The organism is Pseudomonas sp. D2002, from assembly GCF_013385735.1.
Lineage (GTDB): Bacteria > Pseudomonadota > Gammaproteobacteria > Pseudomonadales > Pseudomonadaceae > Aquipseudomonas.
The window spans coordinates 90348-114445 of record NZ_JACAPL010000013.1 but is presented as its reverse complement, the minus strand read 5'-3'; the positions used below and the strand labels follow the sequence as shown (position 1 = coordinate 114445).

Annotated in this window: 20 protein-coding genes and 4 tRNA genes; 12 read left to right on the top strand and 12 right to left on the bottom strand. The window is 60.0% G+C overall.

The genetic code is table 11. From position 1 onward, the window contains the following. Positions 1 to 2: 2 nt before the first annotated feature. Positions 3 to 368 (bottom strand): copper homeostasis periplasmic binding protein CopC, encoded by a 366-nt coding sequence (gene copC, locus HX783_RS23855; protein ID WP_159957812.1) that lies wholly within the window; start codon positions 366 to 368, stop codon positions 3 to 5. A gap of 18 nt (positions 369 to 386) precedes the next feature. Next, positions 387 to 830, bottom strand: a complete 444-nt coding sequence (locus HX783_RS23850) for a GNAT family N-acetyltransferase (RefSeq protein ID WP_177018456.1) — start codon at positions 828 to 830, stop codon at positions 387 to 389. Between the two features lie 143 nt (positions 831 to 973). Here HX783_RS23850 and HX783_RS23845 point away from each other — a divergent pair, with 143 nt between their 5' ends. Further along, positions 974 to 1594: a TetR/AcrR family transcriptional regulator gene (locus HX783_RS23845; RefSeq protein ID WP_049709047.1), complete on the top strand. Its 621-nt coding sequence runs from the start codon at positions 974 to 976 to the stop codon at positions 1592 to 1594. Between the two features lie 133 nt (positions 1595 to 1727). Here HX783_RS23845 and preA read toward each other — a convergent pair whose 3' ends face one another. The 3 genes from preA to hydA all read right to left on the bottom strand — a co-directional run bounded on the left by preA (position 1728) and on the right by hydA (position 5958). Further along, a complete protein-coding gene (preA, locus tag HX783_RS23840) occupies positions 1728 to 3002 on the bottom strand; it encodes an NAD-dependent dihydropyrimidine dehydrogenase subunit PreA (RefSeq protein WP_177018455.1) in 1275 nt (424 codons plus the stop codon). Further along, entirely contained in the window at positions 3002 to 4369 is a 1368-nt protein-coding gene (locus tag HX783_RS23835) for an NAD(P)-dependent oxidoreductase (protein WP_177018454.1), read from the bottom strand. Before HX783_RS23835 ends, preA begins: the two co-directional genes overlap by 1 nt. A 149-nt stretch (positions 4370 to 4518) precedes the next feature. Beyond that, complete coding sequence (gene hydA, locus HX783_RS23830) at positions 4519 to 5958, bottom strand: dihydropyrimidinase (RefSeq protein ID WP_159957804.1); 1440 nt, start codon at positions 5956 to 5958, stop codon at positions 4519 to 4521. Between the two features lie 590 nt (positions 5959 to 6548). Here hydA and HX783_RS23825 point away from each other — a divergent pair. Together HX783_RS23825 and HX783_RS23820 are read left to right on the top strand one after the other, a co-directional pair. Then, the gene (locus tag HX783_RS23825) at positions 6549 to 8036 is read left to right on the top strand and encodes an NCS1 family nucleobase:cation symporter-1 (protein WP_177018453.1); all 1488 of its coding nucleotides are present in this window, start codon (positions 6549 to 6551) and stop codon (positions 8034 to 8036) included. A gap of 178 nt (positions 8037 to 8214) precedes the next feature. Further along, complete coding sequence (locus HX783_RS23820; protein ID WP_177018452.1) at positions 8215 to 9498, top strand: Zn-dependent hydrolase; 1284 nt, start codon at positions 8215 to 8217, stop codon at positions 9496 to 9498. 130 nt (positions 9499 to 9628) lie between these two features. Here the strand turns inward: HX783_RS23820 and HX783_RS23815 are convergent, their stop codons facing one another. Genes HX783_RS23815 through HX783_RS23805 form a run of 3 tightly spaced genes read right to left on the bottom strand, consistent with a single transcriptional unit; the run spans position 9629 to position 15408 of the window. Then, positions 9629 to 11047: an efflux transporter outer membrane subunit gene (locus HX783_RS23815; RefSeq protein ID WP_177018451.1), complete on the bottom strand. Its 1419-nt coding sequence runs from the start codon at positions 11045 to 11047 to the stop codon at positions 9629 to 9631. Beyond that, entirely contained in the window at positions 11031 to 12197 is a 1167-nt protein-coding gene (locus HX783_RS23810; RefSeq protein WP_159957796.1) for an efflux RND transporter periplasmic adaptor subunit, read from the bottom strand. The genes HX783_RS23815 and HX783_RS23810 overlap by 17 nt, the downstream gene beginning before the upstream one ends. Beyond that, entirely contained in the window at positions 12187 to 15408 is a 3222-nt protein-coding gene (locus HX783_RS23805) for an efflux RND transporter permease subunit (RefSeq protein ID WP_177018450.1), read from the bottom strand. The genes HX783_RS23810 and HX783_RS23805 overlap by 11 nt, the downstream gene beginning before the upstream one ends. 227 nt (positions 15409 to 15635) lie before the next feature. On the opposite strand from HX783_RS23805, the gene HX783_RS23800 reads away from it, so the two are divergent. Next, positions 15636 to 16046 carry a hypothetical protein gene (locus HX783_RS23800; RefSeq protein WP_177018449.1) on the top strand — a complete coding sequence of 137 codons (411 nt, stop codon included), beginning with the start codon at positions 15636 to 15638 and terminating at the stop codon, positions 16044 to 16046. On the opposite strand, the gene HX783_RS23795 is transcribed toward HX783_RS23800, so the two are convergent. Then, positions 16043 to 16204, bottom strand: a complete 162-nt coding sequence (locus HX783_RS23795) for a hypothetical protein (RefSeq protein ID WP_177018448.1) — start codon at positions 16202 to 16204, stop codon at positions 16043 to 16045. The two genes, HX783_RS23800 and HX783_RS23795, sit on opposite strands and share 4 nt — an antisense overlap. Before the next feature lie 211 nt (positions 16205 to 16415). Between HX783_RS23795 and HX783_RS23790 the strand changes: the two genes are divergently transcribed. Then, positions 16416 to 17072, top strand: a complete 657-nt coding sequence (locus tag HX783_RS23790) for a peptidase C39 family protein (protein WP_256347269.1) — start codon at positions 16416 to 16418, stop codon at positions 17070 to 17072. A 138-nt stretch (positions 17073 to 17210) separates the two neighbouring features. Here the strand turns inward: HX783_RS23790 and pbpG are convergent, their stop codons facing one another. Beyond that, complete coding sequence (gene pbpG / locus HX783_RS23785; RefSeq protein WP_177018447.1) at positions 17211 to 18134, bottom strand: D-alanyl-D-alanine endopeptidase; 924 nt, start codon at positions 18132 to 18134, stop codon at positions 17211 to 17213. Between the two features lie 208 nt (positions 18135 to 18342). Then, positions 18343 to 19197: a bifunctional methylenetetrahydrofolate dehydrogenase/methenyltetrahydrofolate cyclohydrolase FolD gene (gene folD, locus HX783_RS23780; RefSeq protein WP_124528853.1), complete on the bottom strand. Its 855-nt coding sequence runs from the start codon at positions 19195 to 19197 to the stop codon at positions 18343 to 18345. A gap of 275 nt (positions 19198 to 19472) precedes the next feature. On the opposite strand from folD, the gene HX783_RS23775 reads away from it, so the two are divergent. From HX783_RS23775 to HX783_RS23760, 4 genes are all read left to right on the top strand, one after another. Continuing rightward, positions 19473 to 19549, top strand: a tRNA-Arg gene (locus HX783_RS23775). A gap of 32 nt (positions 19550 to 19581) precedes the next feature. Continuing rightward, positions 19582 to 19657 (top strand) — tRNA-His (locus HX783_RS23770). Between the two features lie 56 nt (positions 19658 to 19713). Continuing rightward, a tRNA-Leu gene (locus HX783_RS23765) sits at positions 19714 to 19798 on the top strand. Between the two features lie 77 nt (positions 19799 to 19875). Next, positions 19876 to 19951, top strand: a tRNA-His gene (locus HX783_RS23760). A gap of 20 nt (positions 19952 to 19971) precedes the next feature. On the opposite strand, the gene HX783_RS23755 is transcribed toward HX783_RS23760, so the two are convergent. After that, the gene (locus HX783_RS23755; RefSeq protein ID WP_177018446.1) at positions 19972 to 20415 is read right to left on the bottom strand and encodes a hypothetical protein; all 444 of its coding nucleotides are present in this window, start codon (positions 20413 to 20415) and stop codon (positions 19972 to 19974) included. Between the two features lie 104 nt (positions 20416 to 20519). On the opposite strand from HX783_RS23755, the gene tig reads away from it, so the two are divergent. The 3 genes from tig to clpX all read left to right on the top strand — a co-directional run bounded on the left by tig (position 20520) and on the right by clpX (position 23952). Further along, entirely contained in the window at positions 20520 to 21830 is a 1311-nt protein-coding gene (tig, locus tag HX783_RS23750) for a trigger factor (RefSeq protein WP_177018445.1), read from the top strand. A gap of 91 nt (positions 21831 to 21921) precedes the next feature. Then, complete coding sequence (gene clpP, locus HX783_RS23745) at positions 21922 to 22557, top strand: ATP-dependent Clp endopeptidase proteolytic subunit ClpP (RefSeq protein ID WP_083357884.1); 636 nt, start codon at positions 21922 to 21924, stop codon at positions 22555 to 22557. A gap of 111 nt (positions 22558 to 22668) precedes the next feature. Further along, complete coding sequence (gene clpX, locus HX783_RS23740; RefSeq protein ID WP_017136464.1) at positions 22669 to 23952, top strand: ATP-dependent Clp protease ATP-binding subunit ClpX; 1284 nt, start codon at positions 22669 to 22671, stop codon at positions 23950 to 23952. The last annotated feature ends 146 nt before the right edge of the window (positions 23953 to 24098 follow it).

The window sequence follows — 24098 nt, the reverse complement described above, 5'->3', positions numbered from 1 at the left end:
GGTTATTGGCCGACCTTGAAGCTGTATTCACCGTTGCTCTTGTGGGTGTCGACCGACACCGCGTTCCACACCACTTTGTAGGTGCCGGCCGCCAGCGGTGCGGCGGGCGTGACGACCAGGGTTTTCTTGTCGGCGTCCGGGGTTTCCAGGCCCTTGATCGCGACTTCGGTGCCGTCTTTGCTCAGTGACACCTTGGTGAAGGTGGCTTCGACGCCTTCGCTGAAGGTCAGGCGCAGGTCGGCGGGCGCGGCGACCGTGCTGTCAGCCGCAGGTGTTGAGCTTTTAAGGTGAGCATGGGCAAACGCCGCCGAAGCGCCGAGCAGGGACGCCAGCAGGGCGACGGTGGTCAGGGTTTTCTTGATCAACATTGTTCAATACCTTCAGGTTTAGAGAGTCGGTAAAGCCATGTGCAGCAAGGGAAAGGGTTTGCCTTCGCCATCCAGCGGCGAGCGCGCGACCTGGATAAAACCATAGTGCAGGTAGAAGCCCACGGCTTGCGGGTTTTGCTCGTTCACATCCACCGTCAGGGTGTCGTGGCGGGCGCGGGCGTGGTCGAGCAATTGGCGGCCAATGCCCTGGCCACGGCGGTCGGGGTCGATAAACAGCATTTCCACGTTGTGCCCGCCGGTGCCGATAAACCCGGCGATGCCTTGGCTGTCTTCGAACACCCAGACATCCAGTGCAGGCATCGGCAGGTAGGCGTCACGCACCAGGGGCAGCAGGCGCTGGATGTCATCCTCAGGGAGGAAGTCATGGGTGGCCCGCACCGAACGCTCCCACAGTGCTCCCAGCACTGGGTCGTCGGCGGCCACGCGAGGTCGGATAGTCATGGCAATGATCCTTCATGGGGATCGCGATCCTAACCAATCCGTTTTGCAGGGGAAAGGTTCGCGTAAGAAGTTTCATTATGCCCTGTCGCCGCGATCTAGAGCCGATGGTAGTCTTGAGGCCATGTTGTTGTCAGGGAGCCCTTATGGGCAATCACAAAATCGGAATTCGTCGGGTCAACGTCGAAAAGATCCTGCTGGCGGCGGAGAAAATCTTCGCTGAAAAAGGCTATGGCAGCACCGCCATGGCCGACATCGCCGAAGAAGTGCAACTGCCGCGCTCCAACCTGCATTACTACTTCACCACCAAAAGCGAGCTGTACAGCGCGGTGCTGTTCGACTTGCTGGAAGTGTGGAAGCAGGACGCCCTGAGCTTTGAAACCTTCGATGACCCACGGGTGGTGCTCAGCAGCTACATCCGCGCCAAGATGCAGCGCTCGCGCACGCGGCCGTATGGCTCGAAAGTCTGGGCCAATGAAATCATCCACGGCGCGCCGACACTCGGTGAGGCGCTGGATGAAAGCCTGTACGACTGGGCCAAGATGAAGGAAGCGAAAATTCGCCAGTGGGTGGAGGACAAACGCATCCTGCCGGTGGAGCCGTCGAGCCTGCTGTACATGATCTGGGCCTCGACCCAGCACTATGCGGACTTTGACCACCAGGTGAAGATTTTGAATGACCACCAGCCGTTGTCGGACATGCAGTTTGAGAAGGCGATTCAGACGGTGACGGGGGTGATTTTGCGCGGGATTGGCTTGGAGCCGTAATGATCGTTCCTACGCGTGATCGTTCCTACGCTCCGCGTGGGAATGCCTCACTGGACGCTCTGCGTCCGCTCTTGGGACGCGGAGCGTCCCTGGCTGCATTCCCACGCGGAGCGTGGGAACGATCAATCAAGCGCTACACCGCCTCCCGATACGGATTGCGCGGATCCTGGGTCCAATTCAAAAACGGCTTGCCCGTGTCCATCGGCACCATCTCAATGCAATCGGCCACCGGGCAGGTGATCTGGCACAAATTGCAGCCCACGCACTCATCGTCAATCACCTCGTATTTATGCGTGCCATCCGCCTGCTTCAAGCTCGCGATCGCCTGGTGCGAAGTGTCTTCACAGGCAATATGGCAACGCCCGCAACCAATACAGGCCGCCTGGTCGATCTTGGCGATCACCTGATAATTGATATCCAGGTACTTCCAGTCGGTGGTGTTGCCCACCGCGCGCCCGGAAAACTCCTGCAGGCTTTTGTAGCCTTGGCTGTCCATCCAGCGCGACAGCCCATCCTTCATTTCTTCAACAATGCGAAACCCATGCAGCATCGCCGCCGTACACACTTGCACTGCGCCGCAGCCCAGGGCGACGAATTCCGCTGCGTCGCGCCAGTTGCCGATGCCGCCAATCCCGCAGATCGGCAAGCCTTGGGTCTGCGGATCGCGGGCGATTTCCGCGACCATGTTCAAGGCGATAGGCTTCACCGCCGAGCCGCAATAACCGCCGTGGGTGCTTTGGGTGCCGACCACCGGCAGGGCGACCATGCGCTCCAGGTCCACGCTGGTAATGGAGTTGATGGTGTTGATCAGCGACACTGCGTCCGCGCCGCCGCGATACGCCGCACGCGCCGCCACACGGATGTCGGTGATATTCGGCGTGAGCTTGACGATCACCGGCAGCGAGCAGTACGTCTTGCACCAGCGCGTCACCTGCTCGACATATTCCGGCACCTGGCCGACGGCCGCGCCCATGCCGCGTTCCGGCATGCCGTGAGGGCAGCCGAAGTTCAGTTCGATGCCGTCGCAGCCGGTGGCTTCCACCAGCGGCAGGATGTTTTTCCACGACTCTTCCACGCACGGCACCATCAGCGACACGATCAGCGCGCGGTCGGGCCAATCCTTTTTCACCTGGGTGATTTCGCGCAGGTTGATCTCCAGCGAGCGGTCGGTGATCAACTCGATATTGTTGATGCCCAGCACTTCACGGTTGGCGCCATAGTGCGCGGAATAACGCGACGACACGTTGACCGCCGCCGGGTCTTCACCGAGGGTTTTCCAGACCACGCCGCCCCAACCGGCTTCGAAGGCGCGGACCACGTTGTAGGCCTTGTCGGTGGGCGGCGCGGAGGCCAGCCAGAACGGGTTGGGGGCTTCAATACCGGCGAATACAATCGAGAGATCGGCCATTACGCGGCCTCCACATTCAGCATGAGTTGGGCGTGCATGGCTTCGGCGGCCAGCTTGCCGTGTTGCACCGCCTGCACGGTGAGGTCCTGGCCGAGGCTGACGCAATCGCCGCCGGCGTAGACCCCTGGAATGCTGGTTTGCAGGTGTTCGTCGACGAAGATGCGTTCGCCCACGCGGTGCAGTTGTTGCGCCAGCGGGTCGTGCAGCGCTGCGTTATCGAAACCTTGGCCGATAGCCTTGAAGATCGCATCGGCGGCCAGTTCGAAGGTTTCGCCGGTGGGGTGCAGGCGACCGTTTTCCATGCGCGTGCGGGCGAAGCGCATGCCGCGCACACGGCCCTGGTCATCCAGCAGCACCTCTTCCGGTTGAGCCCAGGTCAGCAGGCGCACCTGATTGGCCTTGGCAATCTCCTGTTCATGCCCAGTGGCGCCCATGTCGGCGAGGCCACGGCGGTACACCAGGTTCACATCACGGGCGCCGAGGCGAGCCATTTGCACGGCCATGTCGATGGCGGTGTTGCCGGCGCCGAGCACGATGCAGCGGTCGGCCAAGGGCAGTTGAGTGAGGTCGTCGGCCTGGCGCAGTTCGCGGATGTAGTCGGTGGCGGCGAGCAAACCGGGAGCGTCCTCGTGCGGCAGGCCGAGCTGTTTGCTGGCGGCAAGGCCGAGGCCGAGGAACACCGAATCGAACTGCTGGTGCAGTTCGCTCAAGGTCAGGTTGTCGCCCAGGCGCTGGCCGTGGCGGATCTCGATGCCGCCAATCTGCAGGAGAAAATCCAGTTCCTTCTGGGCAAAGTCATCCACCAGTTTGTACTTGGCGATTCCGTATTCATTCAGGCCGCCGGCCTTTTCCCGCGCTTCGAAAATCACCACGTCATGACCGTGCAAGGCGGCGCGATGGGCACAGGCCAAGCCGGCAGGCCCGGCGCCGACCACGGCAATGCGCTTGCCGGTGGGCGCGGCGCGCTGGAACGGGTGTTCGCTGAAGTGCGCGTTGTCGATGGCGTAGCGTTGCAACAGGCCGATCAGTACCGGCGCGCATTCTTCGGCGTTGTTACGCACGCAGGCTTGCTGGCACAGAATCTCCGTAGGGCAAACCCGCGCGCAGCTGCCGCCGAGGATGTTCGCCGAGAGGATCTTTTGCGCCGCGCCTTGCACGTTGTCGGTGTGGATATTGCGAATGAACGACGGGATGTCGATTTCGCTGGGGCATGCATTTACGCACGGCGCGTCGTAGCAATACAGGCAGCGCGAGGCTTCCAGTTGTGCCTGGCGGGCGTTGAGTGGCGGCGCCAGGTCGGTGAAATGGCTGGCGAGGGTCGGCCCATCTTCATGGGGATGGGGGAGGTGGTTCAGGGTCTGGATCACGGTGTGGGCCTCACGGTTTTTTGGGGTGATCGTTCCCACGCTCTGCGTGGGAATGCCTCACTGGACGCTCTGCGTCCGCTTTTGAGGCGCAGAGCGCCCCTGGCTGCATTCCCACGCAGAGCGTGGGAACGATCATGTGCGCTGTATGTTCAGCGCTTTACAGCAGTGGGCCTGGAATGCTCCGCCCGCTTGCTCAACTGCTCAAACACCGCCGGGTACGCCGGCCGTTCCACATACCGCCCGGCCCCGCGTTCGGCGCGCAGGTCGCCATCGGCCCAGACCAGCTTGCCCTGACTGATGGTGTGACTCGGCACACCGCGCACGGTCTTGCCTTCGAAGATGTTGAAGTCGACTTTTTGATGGTGGGTCTTGGCCGAGATCGTCCGCGTGCCCGCAGGGTCCCACAGCACCAAGTCCGCATCGGCGCCGACTCGAATCGCACCTTTGCGCGGGTAGAGGTTGAAGATCTTCGCGGTGTTGGTGGAGGTCAGCGCAACGAATTCCTGCATCGACAGACGCCCGGTGTTGACGCCTTCGTCCCACAGCAGCGCCATGCGGTCTTCGATGCCGGCAGTGCCGTTGGGGATCTTGCTGAAATCGTCACGGCCAGCGGCTTTTTGCTCGGCGCAGAAACAGCAATGGTCGGTGGCGGTGGTGTGCAGGTTGCCCGATTGCAGGCCGTGCCACAGCGCTTCCTGATGCCCGCGCGGGCGGAACGGCGGGCTCATCACGTAGCCGGCAGCGGTTTGCCAGTCGGGGTGTTGGTAGACGCTGTCGTCGAGCAGCAAGTGGCCGGCGAGCACTTCGCCGTACACCGGCTGGCCCTTGCCACGGGCGTAGGTGATTTCATCCAGCGCTTCCTGGGTGGACACGTGTACCAGGTACAGCGGCGTGCCGATGGTCTCGGCGATTCGAATCGCCCGGCTGGCCGCTTCGCCTTCGACCTGGGAAGGGCGCGACAGCGGGTGCGCTTCCGGCCCGGTGATGCCTTGGGCCATCAGCTTGCGTTGCAGGTGATACACCAGCTCGCCGTTTTCCGCGTGCACGGTGGGCACTGCGCCCAGTTCCAGGCAGCGTTCGAAGCTCGCGACCAAGGTGTCATCGGCGGCCATGATCGCGTTCTTGTAGGCCATGAAATGCTTGAAGCTGTTGATGCCATGATGGCTGACCAGCTCGGCCATTTCCTCGCGCACCTGCTCGCTCCACCAGGTGATCGCCACGTGAAAGCCGTAGTCGGAAGCGGATTTTTCCGCCCAGCCGCGCCACTGGTGAAAGGCTTCCATCAAGGACTGCTGCGGGTTGGGAATCACAAAGTCGATGATCGAGGTGGTGCCGCCCGCCAGACCCGCCGCCGTGCCGCTGAAAAAGTCTTCGCTGGCCACGGTGCCCATGAAGGGCAATTGCATATGGGTGTGCGGATCGATGCCGCCGGGCATCAAGTACTGGCCGCTGCCATCGAGTATTTGAGTGCCGGCGGGAATATCCAGATTCGCGCCAATAGCGCGAATTAGACCGCCTGCGCATAACACATCGGCGCGGTAACTTTCATCATGGGTAATAACGGTGGCGCCACGGATCAACAGCGACATGTCGAGTTCCTCACAGGCTTGACCGGCTTGTGCCAGTTCTAAGTGTTGTAATGCGGCTTGCCGATGGTCGGTTAAATCCTGTCATCGGTGACAGGAATAGAAGCTAGCCCGAGTTTTTAGATTGAGCAAGCAGATTTTTCCTAAGCTTATAATGATTTTAACTTCATGATTTTTAACGATAAAAATAGTTAATCACCAAAATGTAGCGACCGCTCACCATTTTGACGCACTTGACAGGTTCTCGATTTGAGCAACATTTCTTATTGCAAATCAGACGCTTGAGACATGCCTCTTGACGGGGCCGCTAAATAAAAATAATTGTGTTGCACCAGATTGAGTCCTGAGGGTTCGGGAACTTGCGCGTTATTTAGCCTGAGTAAGGCGACAAGTACTGTAGGCACAATCGGAAAGCTGATTAACATCAGCACGTTAGTTAAGCGGTGCGGGTTAAAGTCGGGTGGTCGGCACGGTTATTGAGTGCAGTGGCGGCTGGCCGGGCCCGTGATGTCATGTTGTTTACGAGGTACTCCGGCCACCCTGCGCCAAGCGTTGGGTGAGCAACAATAATTCAAAAAAACCGTGGAGCGGCCATGCAACAGAACAGATCGCAAGTCATCGAACGCAACGGCCTGTACGAACTCGACGCCGGCCCCGACGTCCTCGACAGCCCTCGCTATAACCACGATATGGCACCCACCAAGGTGCACGAACGCACCTGGAACAAGTGGCACATCACCGCGCTGTGGGTCGGCATGTCGATCTGCGTGCCCACCTATACGCTGGGCGGGGTGCTCACCGCGTACTTCGGCTTGTCGGTGGGCGAGGCGCTGATGGCGATTCTGCTGGCCAATATCGTGGTGCTGATCCCGCTGACGCTTAACGCCTTTCCCGGCACCAAGTACGGCATTCCGTTTCCGGTGCTGTTGCGCTCGTCCTTCGGTATTCTCGGTTCCAACGTGCCCTGCCTGATTCGCGCGCTGGTGGCGTGCGGCTGGTTTGGCATCCAGACGATGTTCGGCGGGCTGGCGATTCACCTGTTTCTGGGCTCGATTTTTGACGGCTGGAAATCCCTCGGCGGCACCGGCGAAGTGATCGGCTTCATGATCTTCTGGTGCCTGAACTTGTGGGTGGTGTTGCGCGGCGCCGAGTCGATCAAGCGCCTGGAAACCCTGTCTGCGCCGCTGCTGGTGGCGGTGGGCATTGGCCTGCTGGTGTGGGCGATGCCGAATGTGTCGCTCAGCGAGTTGATGGCGATTCCACCCAAACGCCCCGAAGGCGCGAGCCTCACCGGTTACTTCATGGCGGGCCTCACCGCGATGGTGGGTTTCTGGGCGACCTTGTCGCTGAATATTCCCGACTTCAGCCGCTACGCCAAAAGCCAGAAGGACCAGATCCTCGGGCAGATTTTCGGCCTGCCGCTGACCATGTTCCTGTTCGCCGCCCTCGGCGTAATCATGACTGCTGCGTCGGTGAAACTGGTGGGCGTCAGCGTCTCTGACCCAGTGAGCTTGATCGGGCATATCCAGAGCCCGGTGTGGGTGGCCATCGCCATGGCGCTGATCATCGTCGCCACCTTGTCCACCAACACCGCGGCGAACATTGTCTCGCCCACCAACGACTTCCAGAACATCGCGCCCAAGCTGATCAACCGCACCACGGCGGTGATCCTCACTGGGCTGGTCGGGTTGGCATTGATGGGGCATGAACTGCTGAAAAAACTCGGGCTGATCGTCTCGGACGTGAGCCTGGAAACCGTGTATTCGAACTGGTTGCTGGGCTACTCCAGCCTGCTGGGGCCAATCGCCGGGATCATGGTGGTGGACTACTTCATCACCCGCAAACAGCAACTCGACCTGGCCGGCCTGTACCGCGATGACGTGTACCCGGCATGGAACTGGAGCGGGTTTATCGCGTTCGGCGTGCCGGTGGTGCTGACCTTGCTGTCGCTGGGCAGCGATGCGTTCAGTTGGTTCTACAGCTATGGCTGGTTCACCGGTTCGGCGTTGGGTGGGGTGTTGTATTACGGGTTGAATGCCAAACGCAGGGCCTTGCCGCTCGCAGTAAAAACACCCCTGTAAAAGGTTGAAATGCAATCCAAATGTGGGAGCGGGCTTGCTCGCGAATGCGGTCTTCCAGCCGACATTTGCAGCGACTGACACGGCCTCTTCGCGAGCAAGCCCCTTCCCACATTTCAGACCCCATTCCAACCGTTGGAATCGAGTCAATTCATAAGAACAGTAGCCTGAGGAGATCTCCATGAACGCTGCCACCGACGTTCTGCAATCGACCCATCAGCACATCAACCGCGACCGCCTGTGGCAGTCCCTGATGGACCTGGCCAAACTCGGCGCCACGCCAAAAGGTGGCGTGTGCCGCCTGGCCCTCACCGACCTCGACCGCAAGGCCCGCGACCTGTTCGTCAAATGGTGCGAAGACGCCGGTTGCACCGTGACCATCGACGGCATCGGCAACATCTTCGCGCGGCGCCCGGGGCGCAACCCCAACCTGCCACCGGTGATGACCGGCAGCCATATCGACACCCAGCCCACCGGCGGCAAGTTCGACGGCTGCTTCGGCGTGCTGGCGGGTGTGGAAGTGCTGCGCACGCTCAACGACCTCAAGATCGAAACCGAAGCGCCGCTGGAAGTGGTGGTGTGGACCAACGAAGAAGGCTCGCGCTTCCCGCCGTGCATGATGGGCTCGGGCGTGTTTGCCGACAAATTCACCCTGGCGGATACCTTGGCCAAGGTCGATGTGGACGGCGTCAGCGTCGGCGATGCGTTGAATGCGATTGGCTATGCGGGCACACGACCTGTCAGCGGCCACAAGGTGGGCGCCTATTTCGAAGCGCATATCGAACAAGGGCCGATTCTTGAGGATGAGAAAAAAACCATCGGCGTGGTGCTGGGCGCTCTTGGGCAGAAGTGGTTCGATCTGAAGCTACGAGGCGTTGAGGCGCATGCGGGGCCGACGCCGATGCATTTGCGCAAGGATGCGTTGGTAGGGGCGGCCGCCGTGGTGGCGGCGGTGAATGCGGCGGCGTTGGGGCATCAGCCGCACGCGTGCGGCACGGTGGGTTGCCTGCAAGCCTATCCCGGCTCGCGCAACGTCATCCCCGGCGAAGTGCGCATGACCCTGGACTTCCGTCACCTGGAACCGGCACGCCTGGATTCGATGATTGCCCAGGTGCGTAAAGTGATCGATGAGACCTGTGCCAAGCACGGCTTGAGTTTTGAAATGGAACCCACTGCGGACTTCCCACCGCTGTATTTCGACAAAGGCTGTGTGGACGCCGTGCGCGATGCGGCGAATGGGTTGGGCCTGTCGAACATGGACATCGTCAGCGGAGCAGGGCATGACGCGATCTTCGTCGCTGAACTCGGCCCGGCCGGGATGATCTTCGTGCCGTGTGAAGGCGGCATCAGCCATAACGAAATCGAGAATGCCGCCCCGGATGATTTGGCGGCGGGCTGTGCGGTGTTGTTGCGGGCGATGGTGGCGGCATCCGCTGCAATTGCCAGCGGAAAACTGGCTGCCTGACGATCATTGCCTGACGATCGTTCCCATGCTCTGCGTGGGAATGCCGCCCCAGACGCTCCGCGTCTGCCTTGAGGTCGTGACGCAGAGCGTCACAGGATGCATTCCCACGCGGAGCGTGGGAACGATCAGGTCAGGCGCCGGGTTGCCAGCCGCCGCCGAGCGCTGTCACCAGCCCCACGCTCGCCTGCAACTGCCGCGTCTGCACCGCCTGCAATGTCCTTTGTGCCTGCAACGCTGCTGTCTGCGCCGTTACCACATCCAGGTAACTTACGGCCCCGGCCTGGTAGCTGTTCATCGCCAGCGATTGCGTGTGCTGCGCCGCATCCGCCGCCGCCTGTTCGTCCTGCGCTTCCTGTTGCAAGTCTCGCAGCTGCGCGAGGTTGTCTTCCACCTCGCGCACGGCTTTGAGCACATGGCTGCGGTACTGCGCCGAGGCTTCTTCAAATTCGGCTTTGGCCTGGCGTTCATTGGCACTCAAACGCCCGCCGTCAAAGATCGGCAAATTCACCAATGGCCCCAGCGCCCAGTACCGATTGCTGGCGGACAGCAGGTTGCCAACTCCTTGCGTCTGCCCGCCGAGCAACCCGGTCAAGCTGAAGTCCGGATACCACGCCGCTTTCGCCACGCCGATATTCGCATTGGCGGCAAACACTCGCCGTTCCGCCGCTGCAATGTCCGGGCGACGTTGCAGCAGGTGGCTCGGCAACTGCGACGGAATCGCCGGCAGCGCAATCAATTGCTGGCTTGGCGGCAACGTAAAGTTGCTGGCTGCCACGCCGACCAATTCGCCAATCGCATGCTCGGTCAGGTTGCGCTGCCCGCGCACTTCATCCAGTTGCGCCTTGGCTTCGGCCAGTTGGTTTTGCGCGCGAGTCAGGTCCAGTTCTGAAGCGATCTGGCCTTCGTAACGGCTGCGGGTCAGTTGCAATGCCTGGCTGAAATCATCCAGTGAGCTGTTCAGAATCCGGCTCTGTGCATCCAGCCCGTTGAGCTGCACATACAGCGTCGCCAACTGGTGTTGCAGGCTCAGGCGCGCTACCGCCAAATCATCGCCGGAAGCTTGCGCCTGGGCATCACCGGCTGCGACCTGGTTGCGGATCTTGCCCCACAGGTCCAGGTCGTAGCTCAGCGAGAAACCTGCGGTATTGCTGTTGTACACCGACGGCTGTGTGTCGCCGCGCAGTGGTCGCGAGTCCGACTGCCGTTGGCGCAGCGGCTGCGCACTGGCGGTGATCTGCGGGAACAACCCGGCGTGCAGTTGGCTGGCATACGCCTGGGACGCATCGAAGTGCGCCAGTGCCGCCGCCAGGTCCGGGTTGGCCTTGAGCAGTTGCTGTTGCAGGTCGGTCAGGCGCGAATCGTTGTAGAGCTTCCACCAGTCGGGCGCCAATGGGTCGGACGGCTGCGCGCTGTGCCACGGGCCGTCGCTGGTCTGTTCGCGGTAGCCGGCGGGCAGGTCAACCGATGGCACCTTGTAGGTCGGCGCCATCGAGCAGCCCTGCAATAGCAGCAGCATCAACGCCGCCAGGGGTTTAAGCCTTGGGCGCATGCGCACCTCCGGCGTCGGCCAGTTGCACGGGGTCGCCTTCGCGCAGGGCGTCGGGCGGGTTGTCGACCACGCGGTCGGCAGGTTTCAGCCCCTGGTCGATGACCAGGCGTTCGCCGAGGTCGAGGCCGATGTGGATGGCTTGCAGGTGCACGTGGTTCTGCGCATCCAGCACCGCGACTTGGGTGCCTTGGGCGCGGAAGATCAGCGCGCTGGCCGGGATGCTCACGCCGTGGGTGTCGGCCGGAATCGGCAGGGTGGCTTCGGCGTAGTCGCCGGGCAGCAATTCACCGTTGGGGTTGTCGGCGACGAACTGCGCGAGCAGGGTGCCGGAGCGGCGGTCGATGGCAGTGGAGTCGCCGATCAGGCGCGCCTTGAAGTGCTCGCCGGGGTGCTCGGGCACGGTCAGCTCGGCTTCGAGGCCTGGGTGAATCACCGCCGCATAGTTCTGCGGCACCGGCACATACAGGCGCAACTGGTGGGTGTCGGCGATGTTGAACAGTTCTGGGTCGCTGTCGGTGTCGGCCTTGATCAACTGGCCGATATCGGTGTTGCGCGCGGTGATGGTACCGGCGAACGGCGCGCGGATGGTCTTGTAGCCTTCCAGCGCCGACAGCCGTGCGTAGTCGGCGGCGGCGGCTTCGGCGTTGGCCTTGGCAGCGGCAGCGTTGGAGGTTTTTTCATCCGCCTCCTGGCGCGACACCGAGTGGCTGGCCAACAGGTTTTGCCAGCGTGTGGCGGTGGTCTCGGCCAGGCGTGCATTGGCCTGTTCCTGCACCAGCCGGGCGTGGGTTTGCGCCAGTTGCTGGTCGAGGTCGGGGCTGTCGATTTCGGCAAGCACTTGCCCGGCTTTGACCTGAGTGCCGATATCGGCTTTCCAGTCCTTCAAGTAGCCGCTGACCCGCGCGTGGATCGGCGCCTTGCTCCACGCCTCCAGGTGCGCGGGCAGGCGCAGGGTGTCGCCGGCCACGTTCTGTTTCGGTTGGAACACCATCACTTGCGGGATGGCGGCGGTTTCGGTCCAGGCGCTGACCGATTGTTCGTGCATCGTGCGGGCGTGCAGGCCGTTGGCGACCAACAGGGCGGCCAGTGTCAGGCCGCCGACACCCATGAGCATCAGACGCTTGCGCGAGGGTTTGTGATCAGACGACATGTGAAGTTTCTCCAGCAGCTGCGCGAGTAGGGTGACGACCGTGGACCAGGCTGAAGACCACGGGTACAAACAACAGGGTGGCGATGGTGGCGAAGATCAAGCCGCCGATCACCGCCCGGCCAAGGGGCGAGTTCTGCTCTTCGGACAACGCCAGCGGCAACATGCCGATGATCATCGCCAGGGCCGTCATGCACACCGGGCGGAAACGCGTGTAACCGGCCTCCATCGCGGCCTTCAACGCGTCGCCATGTTCGGCCAGGCGTTCACGGCAGAAGCTCACCACCAGAATCGAGTTGGCCGTGGCCACGCCCATGCACAAGATGGCCCCGGTCAGGGCGGGCACCGACAGTGAGGTGCCGCTGAGGAACAGCATCCACACGATCCCCGCCAACGCTGCGGGCAACGCGGTGATGATCACAAACGGGTCGGCCCAGGACTGGAAGTTGACCACGATCAGCAGGTAGATCAGCACCACCGCACCGAGCAAACCAAAGCTCAAACCACTGAAGGCTTCATGCAGCGCATCGATCTGCCCATGCAGGCTGATCACCGCGCCTTTGGGGCGCATGGAAGCGGTGTCATCCAGCACTTTTTGCACGTCGCGGGCCACGCCGCCGAGGTCACGGCCTTGCACGTTGGCGTAAAGGTCCAGGGTCGGTTCGATGTTGTAGTGGGTTACCACGGCCGGGCTTTGCACGCGTTCGATGCTCGCCACACCGCCGAGGATTTGTGACTGCCCATCGGCGCCGGTGACCGGCAAGGCTTCCAGCGACGGCAGGCTGTCGAGGCGGTATTGCGGGGTTGCGGCGACGATGGAATATGACACGCCGTTGGCCGGGTTGAGCCAGAAAGTCGGCGCAGTCTGCGAGCTGCCCGCGAGGGAGGCGACCATGCTATTGGTCACGTCACGCTCGGTAATGCCCAGGCCATTGGCGCGCATGCGGTCGACGTTAACTTGCAGCGACGGGTAGCCGGTGGACTGCTGAATGCGCAGGTCGGCAATCCCCGGAATGTGCGACAGGCGCCGCTCCAGTTCCACCGCATAGGCGCGGTTTTCTTCATCGCTGCGCCCGGAGATTTTCACGTCCAAGGGGGCCGGTGCGCCGAAATTGAGGATCTGGCTGCTGATGTCCGCCGGCAGGAACGCGAAGTGGCTGCCGGGGAAACTTTGCGGCAAGGCTTCACGCAATTTTTTCACGTAGTCGGCGGTGGGCGCGTGGTCCTTTTTCAGCGTGACCTGGATGTCGCCATCCTGCGGGCCGATGGTGCCGCTGCTGCTGTAGGCCATGTCGATGCCGCTGAGTGGGATGCCGATGTTGTCGACGATGGTGTCGAGTTCTTCGGCGGGGATCACTTCGCGAATCCGCGCTTCAATCCGGTCGAAGGCGGCGGCGCTTTCTTCAATCCGCGTGCCCAGCGGCAAGCGTACGTGAAGGGCGAGGGCGCCGGCGTCGGTGGCCGGGAAGAAGTCCTGGCCCAGGCTTGGCAGCAGCAGGAATGAAGCCAGCACACAGGCCAGGAAACCGACGATAAAGCGCTTGCGATTGCCCAGCGCGAGGATCAGCAAGCCATGGTAAGTATCTCGGATATTTGAGAAGTGCCGCTCGAAGCCCTGCTGGAAATTCAGCACCGATTGCAGCACGGCATTGCGCGGTTTCTTGTGCTGCTCACCTTCATGGTGGTTGATGAATGCATCTTCCGGGTGGTGCCCCGCGCCTGGCTCCGGCGTGTGCGGCTTGAGCAGGAACATTGCCAGCGTCGGCACCAATGTCCGCGAAAGGATGAAGGAGCTGGCCATGGCAAAGATCACCGCCAGCGCCATCGGCCGGAACAGGTAACCGGCGATGCCTTGCAGCAGGAACATCGGCACGAACACGATGCAAATGCACAGCAGCGAGACGAACGCCGGGCCGACGATTTGCGCGGCGCCGTCGAGGATCGCGGTCTTCACCGCCTTGCCTTGTTCCAGGTGCCAGTTGATGTTTTCGATGGTCACCGTGGCGTCGTCCACCAGAATCCCCACCGCCAACGCCAACCCGCCGAGGGTCATCACGTTGAGGGTTTGCCCGGTAACCGCCAGCAGTGCGATGGCCGACAGCACGGCCAGCGGAATCGAGGCGGCAATGATCAGCGTCGAGCGCCAGCTGCCGAGGAACAGCAGGATCATCGCACTGGTCAGCAGTGCGGCAATGATGCCTTCCTGGGCCACGCTGCCCACCGATTGCTTGACGAACACCGAGGCGTCACCCAGCAGCGAAGTCTTCAGCGACGGCGGCACGGTTTCGTTGATGCGCGGCAGCATCTGGCGGATGCCGTCGATGATCGACAAGGTCGAGATGCTGCCGTTTTTCAGCGCCGGCATCAGCACCGCACGGTGGCCGTCGACGCGCACGATGTTGGTCTGCGGCGGCGAGCCGTCACGCACGTGAGCCACTTGGCCGATGGTGATCAACGCGCCGTCGACGGTCTTGATCGGCAGGTCGTTGAGCTCATCAATCGCCTTGGGGCTGTTGTTGAGCAGGATCGTGTATTCGTTGGGGCCGAGTTTGGCGGTGCCCACCGGAATGATCTGGTTCTGCAGCGCCAGGGCGTTGCCCACGTCCTGCGCCGACAGGCCTTTGGCAGCCAGGGCTTGGGGGTCGAGGTCGAGGGTGATCTGGCGCTGCTTGCCGCCCATTGGCGTGGGCATGGCCAGGCCGGGGAGGGCGCTCAACGGCAGGCGGATGTTGTTCTGCACCAGGTCGCGGATCTTGGCTTCCGAGAGGCTGGGGCTGGAGAACGCCATTTGCAGGATCGGCACCGTGGAGGCGCTGTAGTTGAGGATCAGCGGCGGCGTAATGCCCGGTGGCATCTGCTTGAGTACGGTCTGTGACACGGCCGTCACTTGGGCGTTGGCGGTGCGGATGTCCACGCCGGGCTGGAAGAAGATCTTGACGATGCCCATGCCGGGCAGCGATTGCGATTCGATGTGTTCGATGTCGTTAACGGTGGTGCTCAGGGAGCGTTCGTAGGTGTAGATCACCCGACCGGCCATGGCGTCCGGTGACAGGCCGTTGTACTGCCAGACCACAGCGACGACGGGAATGCCGATATCGGGGAAAACATCCGTAGGGGTTTTCAGGGCCGCCATCGGCCCGACGATACAGATGAATATGGCCAACACGATGAACGTGTACGGCTTTTGCAGTGCGGTCTTTACCAGCCCGAGCATGCGTGAACCTCCGGAGAACACAGGATTGCAAACCCCGGCAGTCTTGCCCGACCCACCTAACACGCACCTTTCAGCCAGGTGAAGGAACATTTAGTTAGCGGCTGAAGATCGTTTCATATGTATTCATTTGTTCTACAAAGGGTGGCTCTCCAAGCTTGTCATCCATCGGACGCGACACATTTGAACGTCGTCCAACGCTTTTAACCGATGCCCTTTGGAGCCCTGCCATGTCACTGAAACCCTTGTTGTTGATCCCTGCCCTTGGCGCTGTTTTGTTTTTGTCGGCGTGCGCCGGCCCGATCCCCAAGGCGGACCCGAGCGAAGCGTGGATTGGTTTGAAAGAAGAAGCGCCAAATGACCTGATGGCCGAGCGCGTCGATGGCAAGCGCGTGGATGACGGGCGCTTTTTTGAAGTGACGCCAGGCGACCATCGCCTGGACGTGACGCTGTTTGAAGAAGAGCCGGGCGATGACAACCAGCAAGACTGCCAGGGTCGCGTTGAGTACAAGCATTTCCAGGCGGGTGAGCACTACACCTTGGTTGAATCGAGCCTGGGCACCACCGTGCGCGCCGTCCTCAAGGACGGCCACGGCAAGGAAGTAGCGGCGACTCAAGACTTCAGTTGCATGCCTGGCTAGGCGTGGTGCACCGCAGCCTTGTGTGGCTTGGCCGGTGCAGCGGGTTTGACGTGGGGGTGATGGTGCCGACGGGTCACGCGCATGACCCCCCACAACATGGCGCCGGCGACTGCCAGCCAACCGCAGATCAACATTAAAATCGTTGTTGCAAGGCTCATTCGGGCCTCCTTTCGCCCCGCTCGGGGCACACTCAGTCTTCTCAATGGACAGTCTAGCTACCTGACGGTTGCCTGCTATTGACCAATGGTCGAGTCCCTCCAACTTGTTTGCTCTATCCCGGGCGTTTTACTAGCGCTTGAGGCTATACCCGCGTTCAAGAGCAACCTATGATCAGGGCCCTTACCGGCCGTTGATCAAGAGAGTCAAAAATTGCGCTCGAACGTTAAAACCTCCTTGTTGCTGGCGTGCGCCCTGGGGCTCGCGGCCTGTTCCGGGCACCCGTCGAAACTAGCGGGCCTGCCGGAGCGCGTCGAACTTAATGGCGTGCCGACCTTTCGCAGCGAGGCTTACCTCAGTGGCCCCTCGGCTTTAGCCAGCATGCTGTCGCAACAAGGCATTGTGATGACACCCGGTTTGCTCGATAAGCCCCTGCGCTTGCCAGGCGGCGAGGCGGACCTTGAGCGCAATATGCAGGTGCTGGCGCGCGAGTACGGGCTGATGGTGTATCCGCTGGATAACCAACTGACGGCAGTACTGGCGCAGGTGGCGGCGGGCTACCCGGTGATGGCGCGGATCAACCCGAGCTTCTGGTCCGGGACGCGCTATGTCGTGGTGGTGGGGTTCAATCAGCAGAAAAGTACGGTGCTGCTGCGCTCGGGTCTGGAGCGGCGGCTGGTGATGAGCTTCAGCGACTTTGAGTCGGGGTGGAAGAGCGCCGGCCATTGGGCGATCCTGACCCAGCGCCCGAGCCAGCTGCCGGCCAATGTCGATGCGCAGCGCTGGCGCGAGGCTGCTAACGCGACGGCGCAAGCCGGGCAAGAGCAGGCGGCGGCGCAGGCGCTCAAGGTGTTGGCGGAAAGGAAGTAAAACTGCACAACTTCTGAAAATACTCTGAACCTCATGTGGGAGCGGGCTTGCTCGCGAAAGCGGAGTGTCAGTCGATACATTCATGACTGACCTACCGCCTTCGCGAGCAAGCCCGCTCCCACATTGGAACTGTGGTGTTTAGCGACGCACTTCTGCGGCATTCGGGCGGTTCTTCAGGTTCTTGTCGGCCTTATAGCGCAGCGCGACGTCCGGCACTGAGCCGCTCTTGCCGGTCTCGACCCAATTGCGAATCCGCCCGGCATCGGCAAAATGGGTGAATTTGCCAAAGGCATCCAGAATCACCAGCGACACGGGGCGGTTACCCATGCTGGTCACCAGCACCAGGCAGTGGCCAGCCTGGTTGGTGAAACCGGTCTTGGTCAGTTTGATATCCCAATTGGCGCGGTTGATCAGGTGGTCGGTGTTGGAGAAACCCAGGGTGTAGTTGGGTTTGCGGAACGCCACGGTCTTCTCTTTGGTGGTGCTCAACTGGCTCAACATCGGAAATTTGCGCGCATAGGCCAGCAGCTTGCTCAAGTCACGGGCGGTCGACACGTTGTGAATCGACAGGCCGGTGGGTTCGACATAGTGGGTGCTGGTCATGCCCAGCGCCTTGGCCTTGGCGTTCATCGCCGCAATAAACGCCGGGTAGCCGCCCGGGTAGTGATGGGCCAGGCTGGCGGCGGCGCGGTTTTCCGACGACATCAGCGCGATCAGCAGCATTTCCTTACGCGGCATTTCGCTGCCGATTTTCACGCGGGAGAACACGCCTTTCATTTCCGGCGTGTCCTTGATGTTGATGTCGATGTATTCGTCCATGTTCTGCTTGGCTTCCAGCACGATCAGGCCGGTCATCAATTTGCTCACGGAGGCGATGGGCACCACGACATCGGGGTTGCTGGAATAGATGACTTTGTTGGTCTGCAAGTCCACCAGCATGGCGCTGCCGGAAGCGATTTGCAGTTTGCTGGTATCACGCGGGGCGAGGGCGGTTTCGCTGGCGTGCGCGAAGGTGCCTGTAAATGCAAAAAATAGGCTGACAAGAGAGAGACGAATTTTCACGCGGATGAACTCGCTAAAAAAGTAAGGAAATACCGTTCAGGAACGGTTTTTTGATAAATGCCGTTACATTTTAGGAGTATGGATCAGAAACTGTCGAATGTTCTTCTAGATCCGGACGAAAGTGCTTAAAAACTAAGAAAAAACAGGTTTTTTTGCGGCCAATAAAAAGCCCTGCGATAAGGCAGGGCTTTTTCAGTACGGCTGGTTATTAGCCGTGCAGGGTTTCTGCGGCGTACAGGGTATTTTCCAGCAGGCAGGCACGGGTCATCGGGCCAACGCCACCTGGCACCGGCGTGATCCAGCCGGCGCGGGGCAGGGCGGTTTCGTAAACAACGTCGCCGACCAGCTTGCCGTCTTCCTGGCGGTTGATGCCGACGTCGATGACGATGGCGCCTTCTTTAATCCACTCACCTTTGACCAGGCCCGGCTTGCCGGCAGCGACGACGACCAGGTCGGCACGGCCGACGTGGCCGGCCAGGTCTTTGGTGAAGCGGTGGGTGACGGTCACGGTGCAGCCGGCCAGCAGCAGTTCCATGGCCATCGGGCGGCCGACGATGTTGGAAGCGCCGACGACCACGGCATCAAGGCCGTACAGGTCGACACCGGTGCTTTCCAGCAGGGTCATGATGCCTTTCGGGGTGCACGGGCGCAGCAGCGGGATACGCTGGGCCAGGCGGCCGACGTTATAAGGGTGGAAACCGTCGACGTCCTTGTCCGGGCGGATGCGCTCCAGCAGTTTGGACGCATCCAGGTGTTCGGGCAGCGGCAGCTGGAGCAGGATGCCGTCGATGGCCGGGTCGTCGTTGAGGCTGTCGATCAGGTCGGTCAGGGCCTGCTGGGTGGTGTCAGAAGGCAAGTCGTAGGCTTTGGAAATAAAGCCGACCTCTTCACAGTCTTTACGCTTGTGCGAGACATAAACCTGAGAGGCAGGATCGCTGCCGACCAGAATCACCGCGAGCCCAGGCGTGCGCAAGCCTTGCTGGCTGCGCTCGGTGACTCGTTTGGCGATCTGCTGGCGCAGGCTGGCGGCGATTGATTTGCCGTCGATAAGTTGTGCAGTCATTACGCGTGATTAACCATCGAGAGGGAGAAGAAAAGTGCGCGCATTCTCGCACGCCAGGGCGTGAGGGCAAAGGCGCTTGGTCCGCAAATTGCCCTAACCCCTTAAATAAAATGAATTTTTTTCAAAAAAGATTTGACGGGTTTCCGGGGCGTCTATACTATTCGTCGCACTTGTCGGGCACAGCCTAGCACTGGTTAAGAAGGTCGAGCAGAATTGTTGTACTGCAAGGCTGGAAGCACTTAGTTTGTAATCCTCCAAGAGTACAGATTAATAAGGCGCCCGTAGCTCAGCTGGATAGAGCATCCGCCTTCTAAGCGGATGGTCGCAGGTTCGAGTCCTGCCGGGTGCGCCATTAGGCAGCTTTGGCACAAGTAGCGCTAGATGGTGGGCGTAGCTCAGTTGGTAGAGCACGGGATTGTGACTCCCGTTGTCGAGGGTTCGATCCCCTTCGTCCACCCCATATTTTGAAAGGCGCCAGATTAATCGTCTGGCGCCTTTGCTTTAAGAGCTGCAAGCGCGGATGTGGTGGAATTGGTAGACACACTGGATTTAGGTTCCAGCGCCGCGAGGCGTAAGAGTTCGAGTCTCTTCATCCGCACCAATTAAAACGCTGTACCGCCATCAGGCGAGGCAGGGTTCAACAAAGAAGATGTTCGAGTTCTTTGTTAATGCAATATGGTGGGCGTAGCTCAGTTGGTAGAGCACGGGATTGTGACTCCCGTTGTCGAGGGTTCGATCCCCTTCGTCCACCCCATATTCAGAAAAAGCGCCAGATCAATGATCTGGCGCTTTTTTTTGTGTCGGAAATTTGCGGTCCTTGTGCGGCGAATCTTGACGCCAAGAAAAAACAAGCATTCTCAATGCCTTGGCGTTAGAATCGTTGCCGGTTTTGAGCGTGTAGAACTGATCCGCGGCTTTATCAGGGTCAGTACAGCTATTTAATAGCGAATAACGGCGCAGTACCTGAAAAAGGGCTGTGCCGTTTTTGTTTAAGTGTTTTGAGTTTCCGGGGCAGGGCGTTTCGTCGTATTTGTGTTTCTCGATGCCGCCGCCGTGTCCTCCGACCTTGCCTGCGAGGTCGGTCGCCGAGGGTGTGTGCCCACGCGCTTCTATATATAGAAGGCTTGATGCAGAGCCCTGGTGAGATGAGCTGTATTTGCTAACAGGATGAGGTGCATGCGTGCACTTGAACCTATAAATGACCTGCTGTTTTTCCACCCGTTTTCAGTAGGGTGACTTCTTGAGTTTGACCCACTAGAATGCATGCCCTTGATTCTGGGGTCGGAAACGGCCGGCTAACGTCTGTGCAACGAGGAATATCCATGCAAGTTTCTGTTGAAAATACTACTGCTATCGAGCGCCGCCTGAGCATCACCGTGCCGGCAGAGCGTATTGAGACTGCGGTCAACAAGCGTCTGCAGCAGACTGCCCAAAAGGCCAAGATCGCTGGTTTCCGTCCAGGCAAAGTGCCAATGAGCGAAATCAAGCGTCGTTTTGGTGCCGATGCGCGTCAGGAAGCTGTAGGTGACGTGATCCAGGCTTCGTTCTACGAAGCTGTTGTCGAGCACAAGCTGAACCCGGCTGGCTCGCCTTCGATCGAACCTAAGTCCCTGGAAGCGGGTAAAGACCTGGAATACGTCGCGACTTTCGAAGTGTTCCCGGAATTCACCGTTGCCGGTTTCGAAGACATCGCCGTAGAGCGCCTGAGCGCTGACGTTGCGGATGCCGACCTGGACAACATGCTGGAAATCCTGCGCAAGCAGAACACTCGTTTTGAAGTGGCCGATCGCGCTGCCCAGAACGAAGACCAGCTGAACATCGATTTCGTTGGCAAGGTTGACGGCGAAGTATTCGCTGGCGGCTCCGCCAAAGGCACTCAGCTGGTGCTGGGTTCCAACCGCATGATCCCGGGCTTCGAAGACGGTCTGGTTGGCGCTAAAGCCGGCGAAGAGCGCGTTCTGAACCTGACGTTCCCGGCTGACTACCAGAACCTGGACCTGGCCGGTAAAACCGCCGAGTTCACCGTTACCGTCAACAGCGTTTCCGAGCCTAAGCTGCCAGAACTGAACGAAGAGTTCTTCGCTCAATTCGGTATCAAGGAAACCGGTATCGAAGGCTTCCGTACCGAAGTTCGCAAGAACATGGAGCGTGAGCTGCGCCAGGCCATCAAGTCCAAGGTCAAGAACCAGGTCATGGACGGTCTGCTGGCTGCCAACCCGATCGAAGTGCCTAAGGCTCTGCTGTCCAACGAAGTGGATCGCCTGCGCGTTCAAGCGGTTCAGCAGTTCGGTGGCAACATCAAGCCTGACCAACTGCCGGCCGAGCTGTTCGAAGAGCAAGCCAAGCGTCGCGTTGTGCTGGGTCTGGTCGTGGCTGAAGTGGTCAAGCAATTCGACCTCAAGCCTGACGAAGATCGCGTTCGTGAAATGATCCAGGAAATGGCTTCGGCCTACCAGGAGCCTGAGCAGGTTGTGGCGTGGTACTACAAGAACGACCAGCAGCTGAACGAAGTACGTTCGGTTGTGCTGGAAGAACAAGTTGTGGATACTGTTCTGCAGAAGGCTAAGGTGACCGACAAAGCGGTCTCTTACGAAGAAGCAGTCAAACCGGCGGAAGCAGCACAAGCCGACTGATTGTCCAACTCGTTCGAAATACAACCATAAGCCAGCCTCGCGCTGGCTTATGCGTTTTCAAGACATGACTATTTGGGAGTAACTGCAGAGCATGTTCCGTAATTCCTATATTCAGCAGAACTCTGATATCCAGGCCGCTGGCGGCCTGGTCCCGATGGTTGTCGAGCAATCTGCTCGTGGCGAACGCGCCTATGACATCTACTCGCGCCTGCTCAAGGAACGAGTGATCTTTCTGGTCGGCCCTGTAGAGGACTACATGGCCAACCTGATCTGCGCGCAACTGCTGTTCCTTGAAGCGGAAAACCCGGACAAGGACATCCATCTTTACATCAACTCCCCGGGCGGCTCGGTAACGGCAGGTATGTCGATCTACGACACCATGCAGTTCATCAAGCCAAACGTGTCGACGACCTGCATCGGTCAGGCCTGCAGCATGGGCGCATTCCTGCTCACCGCGGGCGCCGAGGGCAAGCGTTACTGCCTGCCTAACTCGCGCGTGATGATTCACCAGCCTCTGGGCGGCTTCCAGGGCCAGGCGTCGGACATCGAAATTCACGCCAAGGAAATCCTGTTTATTCGTGAGCGCCTCAACACGTTGATGGCCAAGCACAGCGGGCATACCCTGGAAGAAATCGAGCGCGATACCAATCGTGACAACTTCATGAGCGCCGAAGCTGCGCGCGCCTATGGGTTGATCGACGCAGTGATCGAAAAGCGCCCCGCTTAATATAAGCACCTCAAAATAGGGCTGGTCGGCGCGTCCGACCACCGCGGGCTTGAAAAAGCCCGCATAAGCCTTCATCTTGTGTTGCAAGCCTATCGGATTTGGATCGAACGAATGACTGACACCCGCAACGGCGAGGACAACGGCAAGCTGCTCTATTGCTCCTTCTGTGGCAAAAGCCAGCATGAAGTACGCAAATTGATTGCCGGCCCCTCGGTGTTTATCTGCGACGAGTGCGTCGACCTGTGCAATGACATCATCCGCGAGGAGGTGCAGGAAGCCCAGGCCGAGAGCAGCGCGCATAAATTGCCTTCGCCTAAAGAAATCAGCGGCATCCTTGATCAGTATGTGATTGGTCAAGAGCGTGCAAAGAAGGTTCTGGCCGTAGCGGTGTACAACCACTACAAGCGCTTGAACCAGCGTGACAAGAAAGGCGACGAAGTCGAGCTCGGCAAGAGCAACATCTTGCTGATCGGTCCTACAGGCTCGGGTAAAACCTTGCTTGCGGAAACCCTCGCTCGTCTGCTGAATGTTCCCTTCACTATCGCCGACGCCACCACCCTCACCGAGGCTGGCTACGTGGGTGAAGACGTCGAGAACATCATTCAGAAGCTGCTGCAGAAGTGTGACTACGACGTAGAGAAGGCCCAGATGGGTATTGTCTACATCGACGAAATCGACAAGATTTCGCGCAAGTCCGACAACCCGTCGATCACCCGGGACGTTTCCGGTGAAGGCGTGCAGCAAGCCCTGTTGAAACTGATCGAAGGCACGGTTGCTTCCGTACCGCCACAAGGCGGCCGCAAGCACCCGCAGCAGGAATTCCTTCAGGTTGATACGCGCAACATCCTGTTCATTTGTGGCGGTGCGTTCTCCGGTCTGGAGAAGGTTATTCAGCAACGTTCCACCCGTGGCGGCATCGGTTTCGGTGCGGAAGTGCGCAGTAAGGAAGAAGGCAAGAAGGTGGGCGAGTCCCTGCGTGAAGTCGAGCCTGACGATCTGGTCAAGTTCGGTCTGATCCCTGAATTCGTTGGCCGTCTGCCGGTCCTGGCCACGTTGGACGAGTTGGATGAGGCTGCGTTGATTCAGATCCTCACCGAGCCGAAAAACGCCTTGACCAAGCAATACGCCAAGTTGTTCGAGATGGAAGGTGTAGACCTCGAGTTCCGTACCGACGCACTCAAATCAGTGGCCAAGCGGGCACTGGAGCGCAAGACCGGTGCACGTGGTTTGCGTTCGATTCTCGAAGGCGTGTTACTCGACACCATGTACGAAATCCCCTCGCAGTCCGAGGTGAGTAAAGTGGTGATCGACGAAAGCGTTATCGAAGGCAAGTCCAAGCCACTGTATATCTACGAAAACAGTGAGCCGGCTGCCAAGGCTGCACCGGACGCGTAAGCGTTCAGCTGTCGCAGCACAAGCAAGGGGCCTTTTTAGGCCCCTTGTTTTTTTACAGCGGTTTTTCAGCAGTTATTTTAAATTCTCGTTTATTCATGCGTTTAACTGCTGGCATTGAGCTTGTTTTTTTTGCAAGCAGCCCCCAT

What these genes read in the sequence shown, in the direction of transcription:
- clpX (WP_017136464.1), top strand. Translation starts at nt 22,669, where the DNA reads ATGACTGACACCCGCAACGGCGAGGACAACGGCAAGCTGCTCTATTGC.
- preA (WP_177018455.1), bottom strand. Translation starts at nt 3,002, where the DNA reads ATGGCCGATCTCTCGATTGTATTCGCCGGTATTGAAGCCCCCAACCCG.
- hydA (WP_159957804.1), bottom strand. Translation starts at nt 5,958, where the DNA reads ATGTCGCTGTTGATCCGTGGCGCCACCGTTATTACCCATGATGAAAGT.
- HX783_RS23810 (WP_159957796.1), bottom strand. Translation starts at nt 12,197, where the DNA reads ATGTCGTCTGATCACAAACCCTCGCGCAAGCGTCTGATGCTCATGGGT.
- HX783_RS23815 (WP_177018451.1), bottom strand. Translation starts at nt 11,047, where the DNA reads ATGCGCCCAAGGCTTAAACCCCTGGCGGCGTTGATGCTGCTGCTATTG.
- HX783_RS23795 (WP_177018448.1), bottom strand. Translation starts at nt 16,204, where the DNA reads ATGAGCCTTGCAACAACGATTTTAATGTTGATCTGCGGTTGGCTGGCA.
- HX783_RS23820 (WP_177018452.1), top strand. Translation starts at nt 8,215, where the DNA reads ATGAACGCTGCCACCGACGTTCTGCAATCGACCCATCAGCACATCAAC.
- clpP (WP_083357884.1), top strand. Translation starts at nt 21,922, where the DNA reads ATGTTCCGTAATTCCTATATTCAGCAGAACTCTGATATCCAGGCCGCT.
- HX783_RS23845 (WP_049709047.1), top strand. Translation starts at nt 974, where the DNA reads ATGGGCAATCACAAAATCGGAATTCGTCGGGTCAACGTCGAAAAGATC.
- copC (WP_159957812.1), bottom strand. Translation starts at nt 368, where the DNA reads ATGTTGATCAAGAAAACCCTGACCACCGTCGCCCTGCTGGCGTCCCTG.
- HX783_RS23825 (WP_177018453.1), top strand. Translation starts at nt 6,549, where the DNA reads ATGCAACAGAACAGATCGCAAGTCATCGAACGCAACGGCCTGTACGAA.
- HX783_RS23850 (WP_177018456.1), bottom strand. Translation starts at nt 830, where the DNA reads ATGACTATCCGACCTCGCGTGGCCGCCGACGACCCAGTGCTGGGAGCA.
- folD (WP_124528853.1), bottom strand. Translation starts at nt 19,197, where the DNA reads ATGACTGCACAACTTATCGACGGCAAATCAATCGCCGCCAGCCTGCGC.
- HX783_RS23800 (WP_177018449.1), top strand. Translation starts at nt 15,636, where the DNA reads ATGTCACTGAAACCCTTGTTGTTGATCCCTGCCCTTGGCGCTGTTTTG.
- tig (WP_177018445.1), top strand. Translation starts at nt 20,520, where the DNA reads ATGCAAGTTTCTGTTGAAAATACTACTGCTATCGAGCGCCGCCTGAGC.
- HX783_RS23805 (WP_177018450.1), bottom strand. Translation starts at nt 15,408, where the DNA reads ATGCTCGGGCTGGTAAAGACCGCACTGCAAAAGCCGTACACGTTCATC.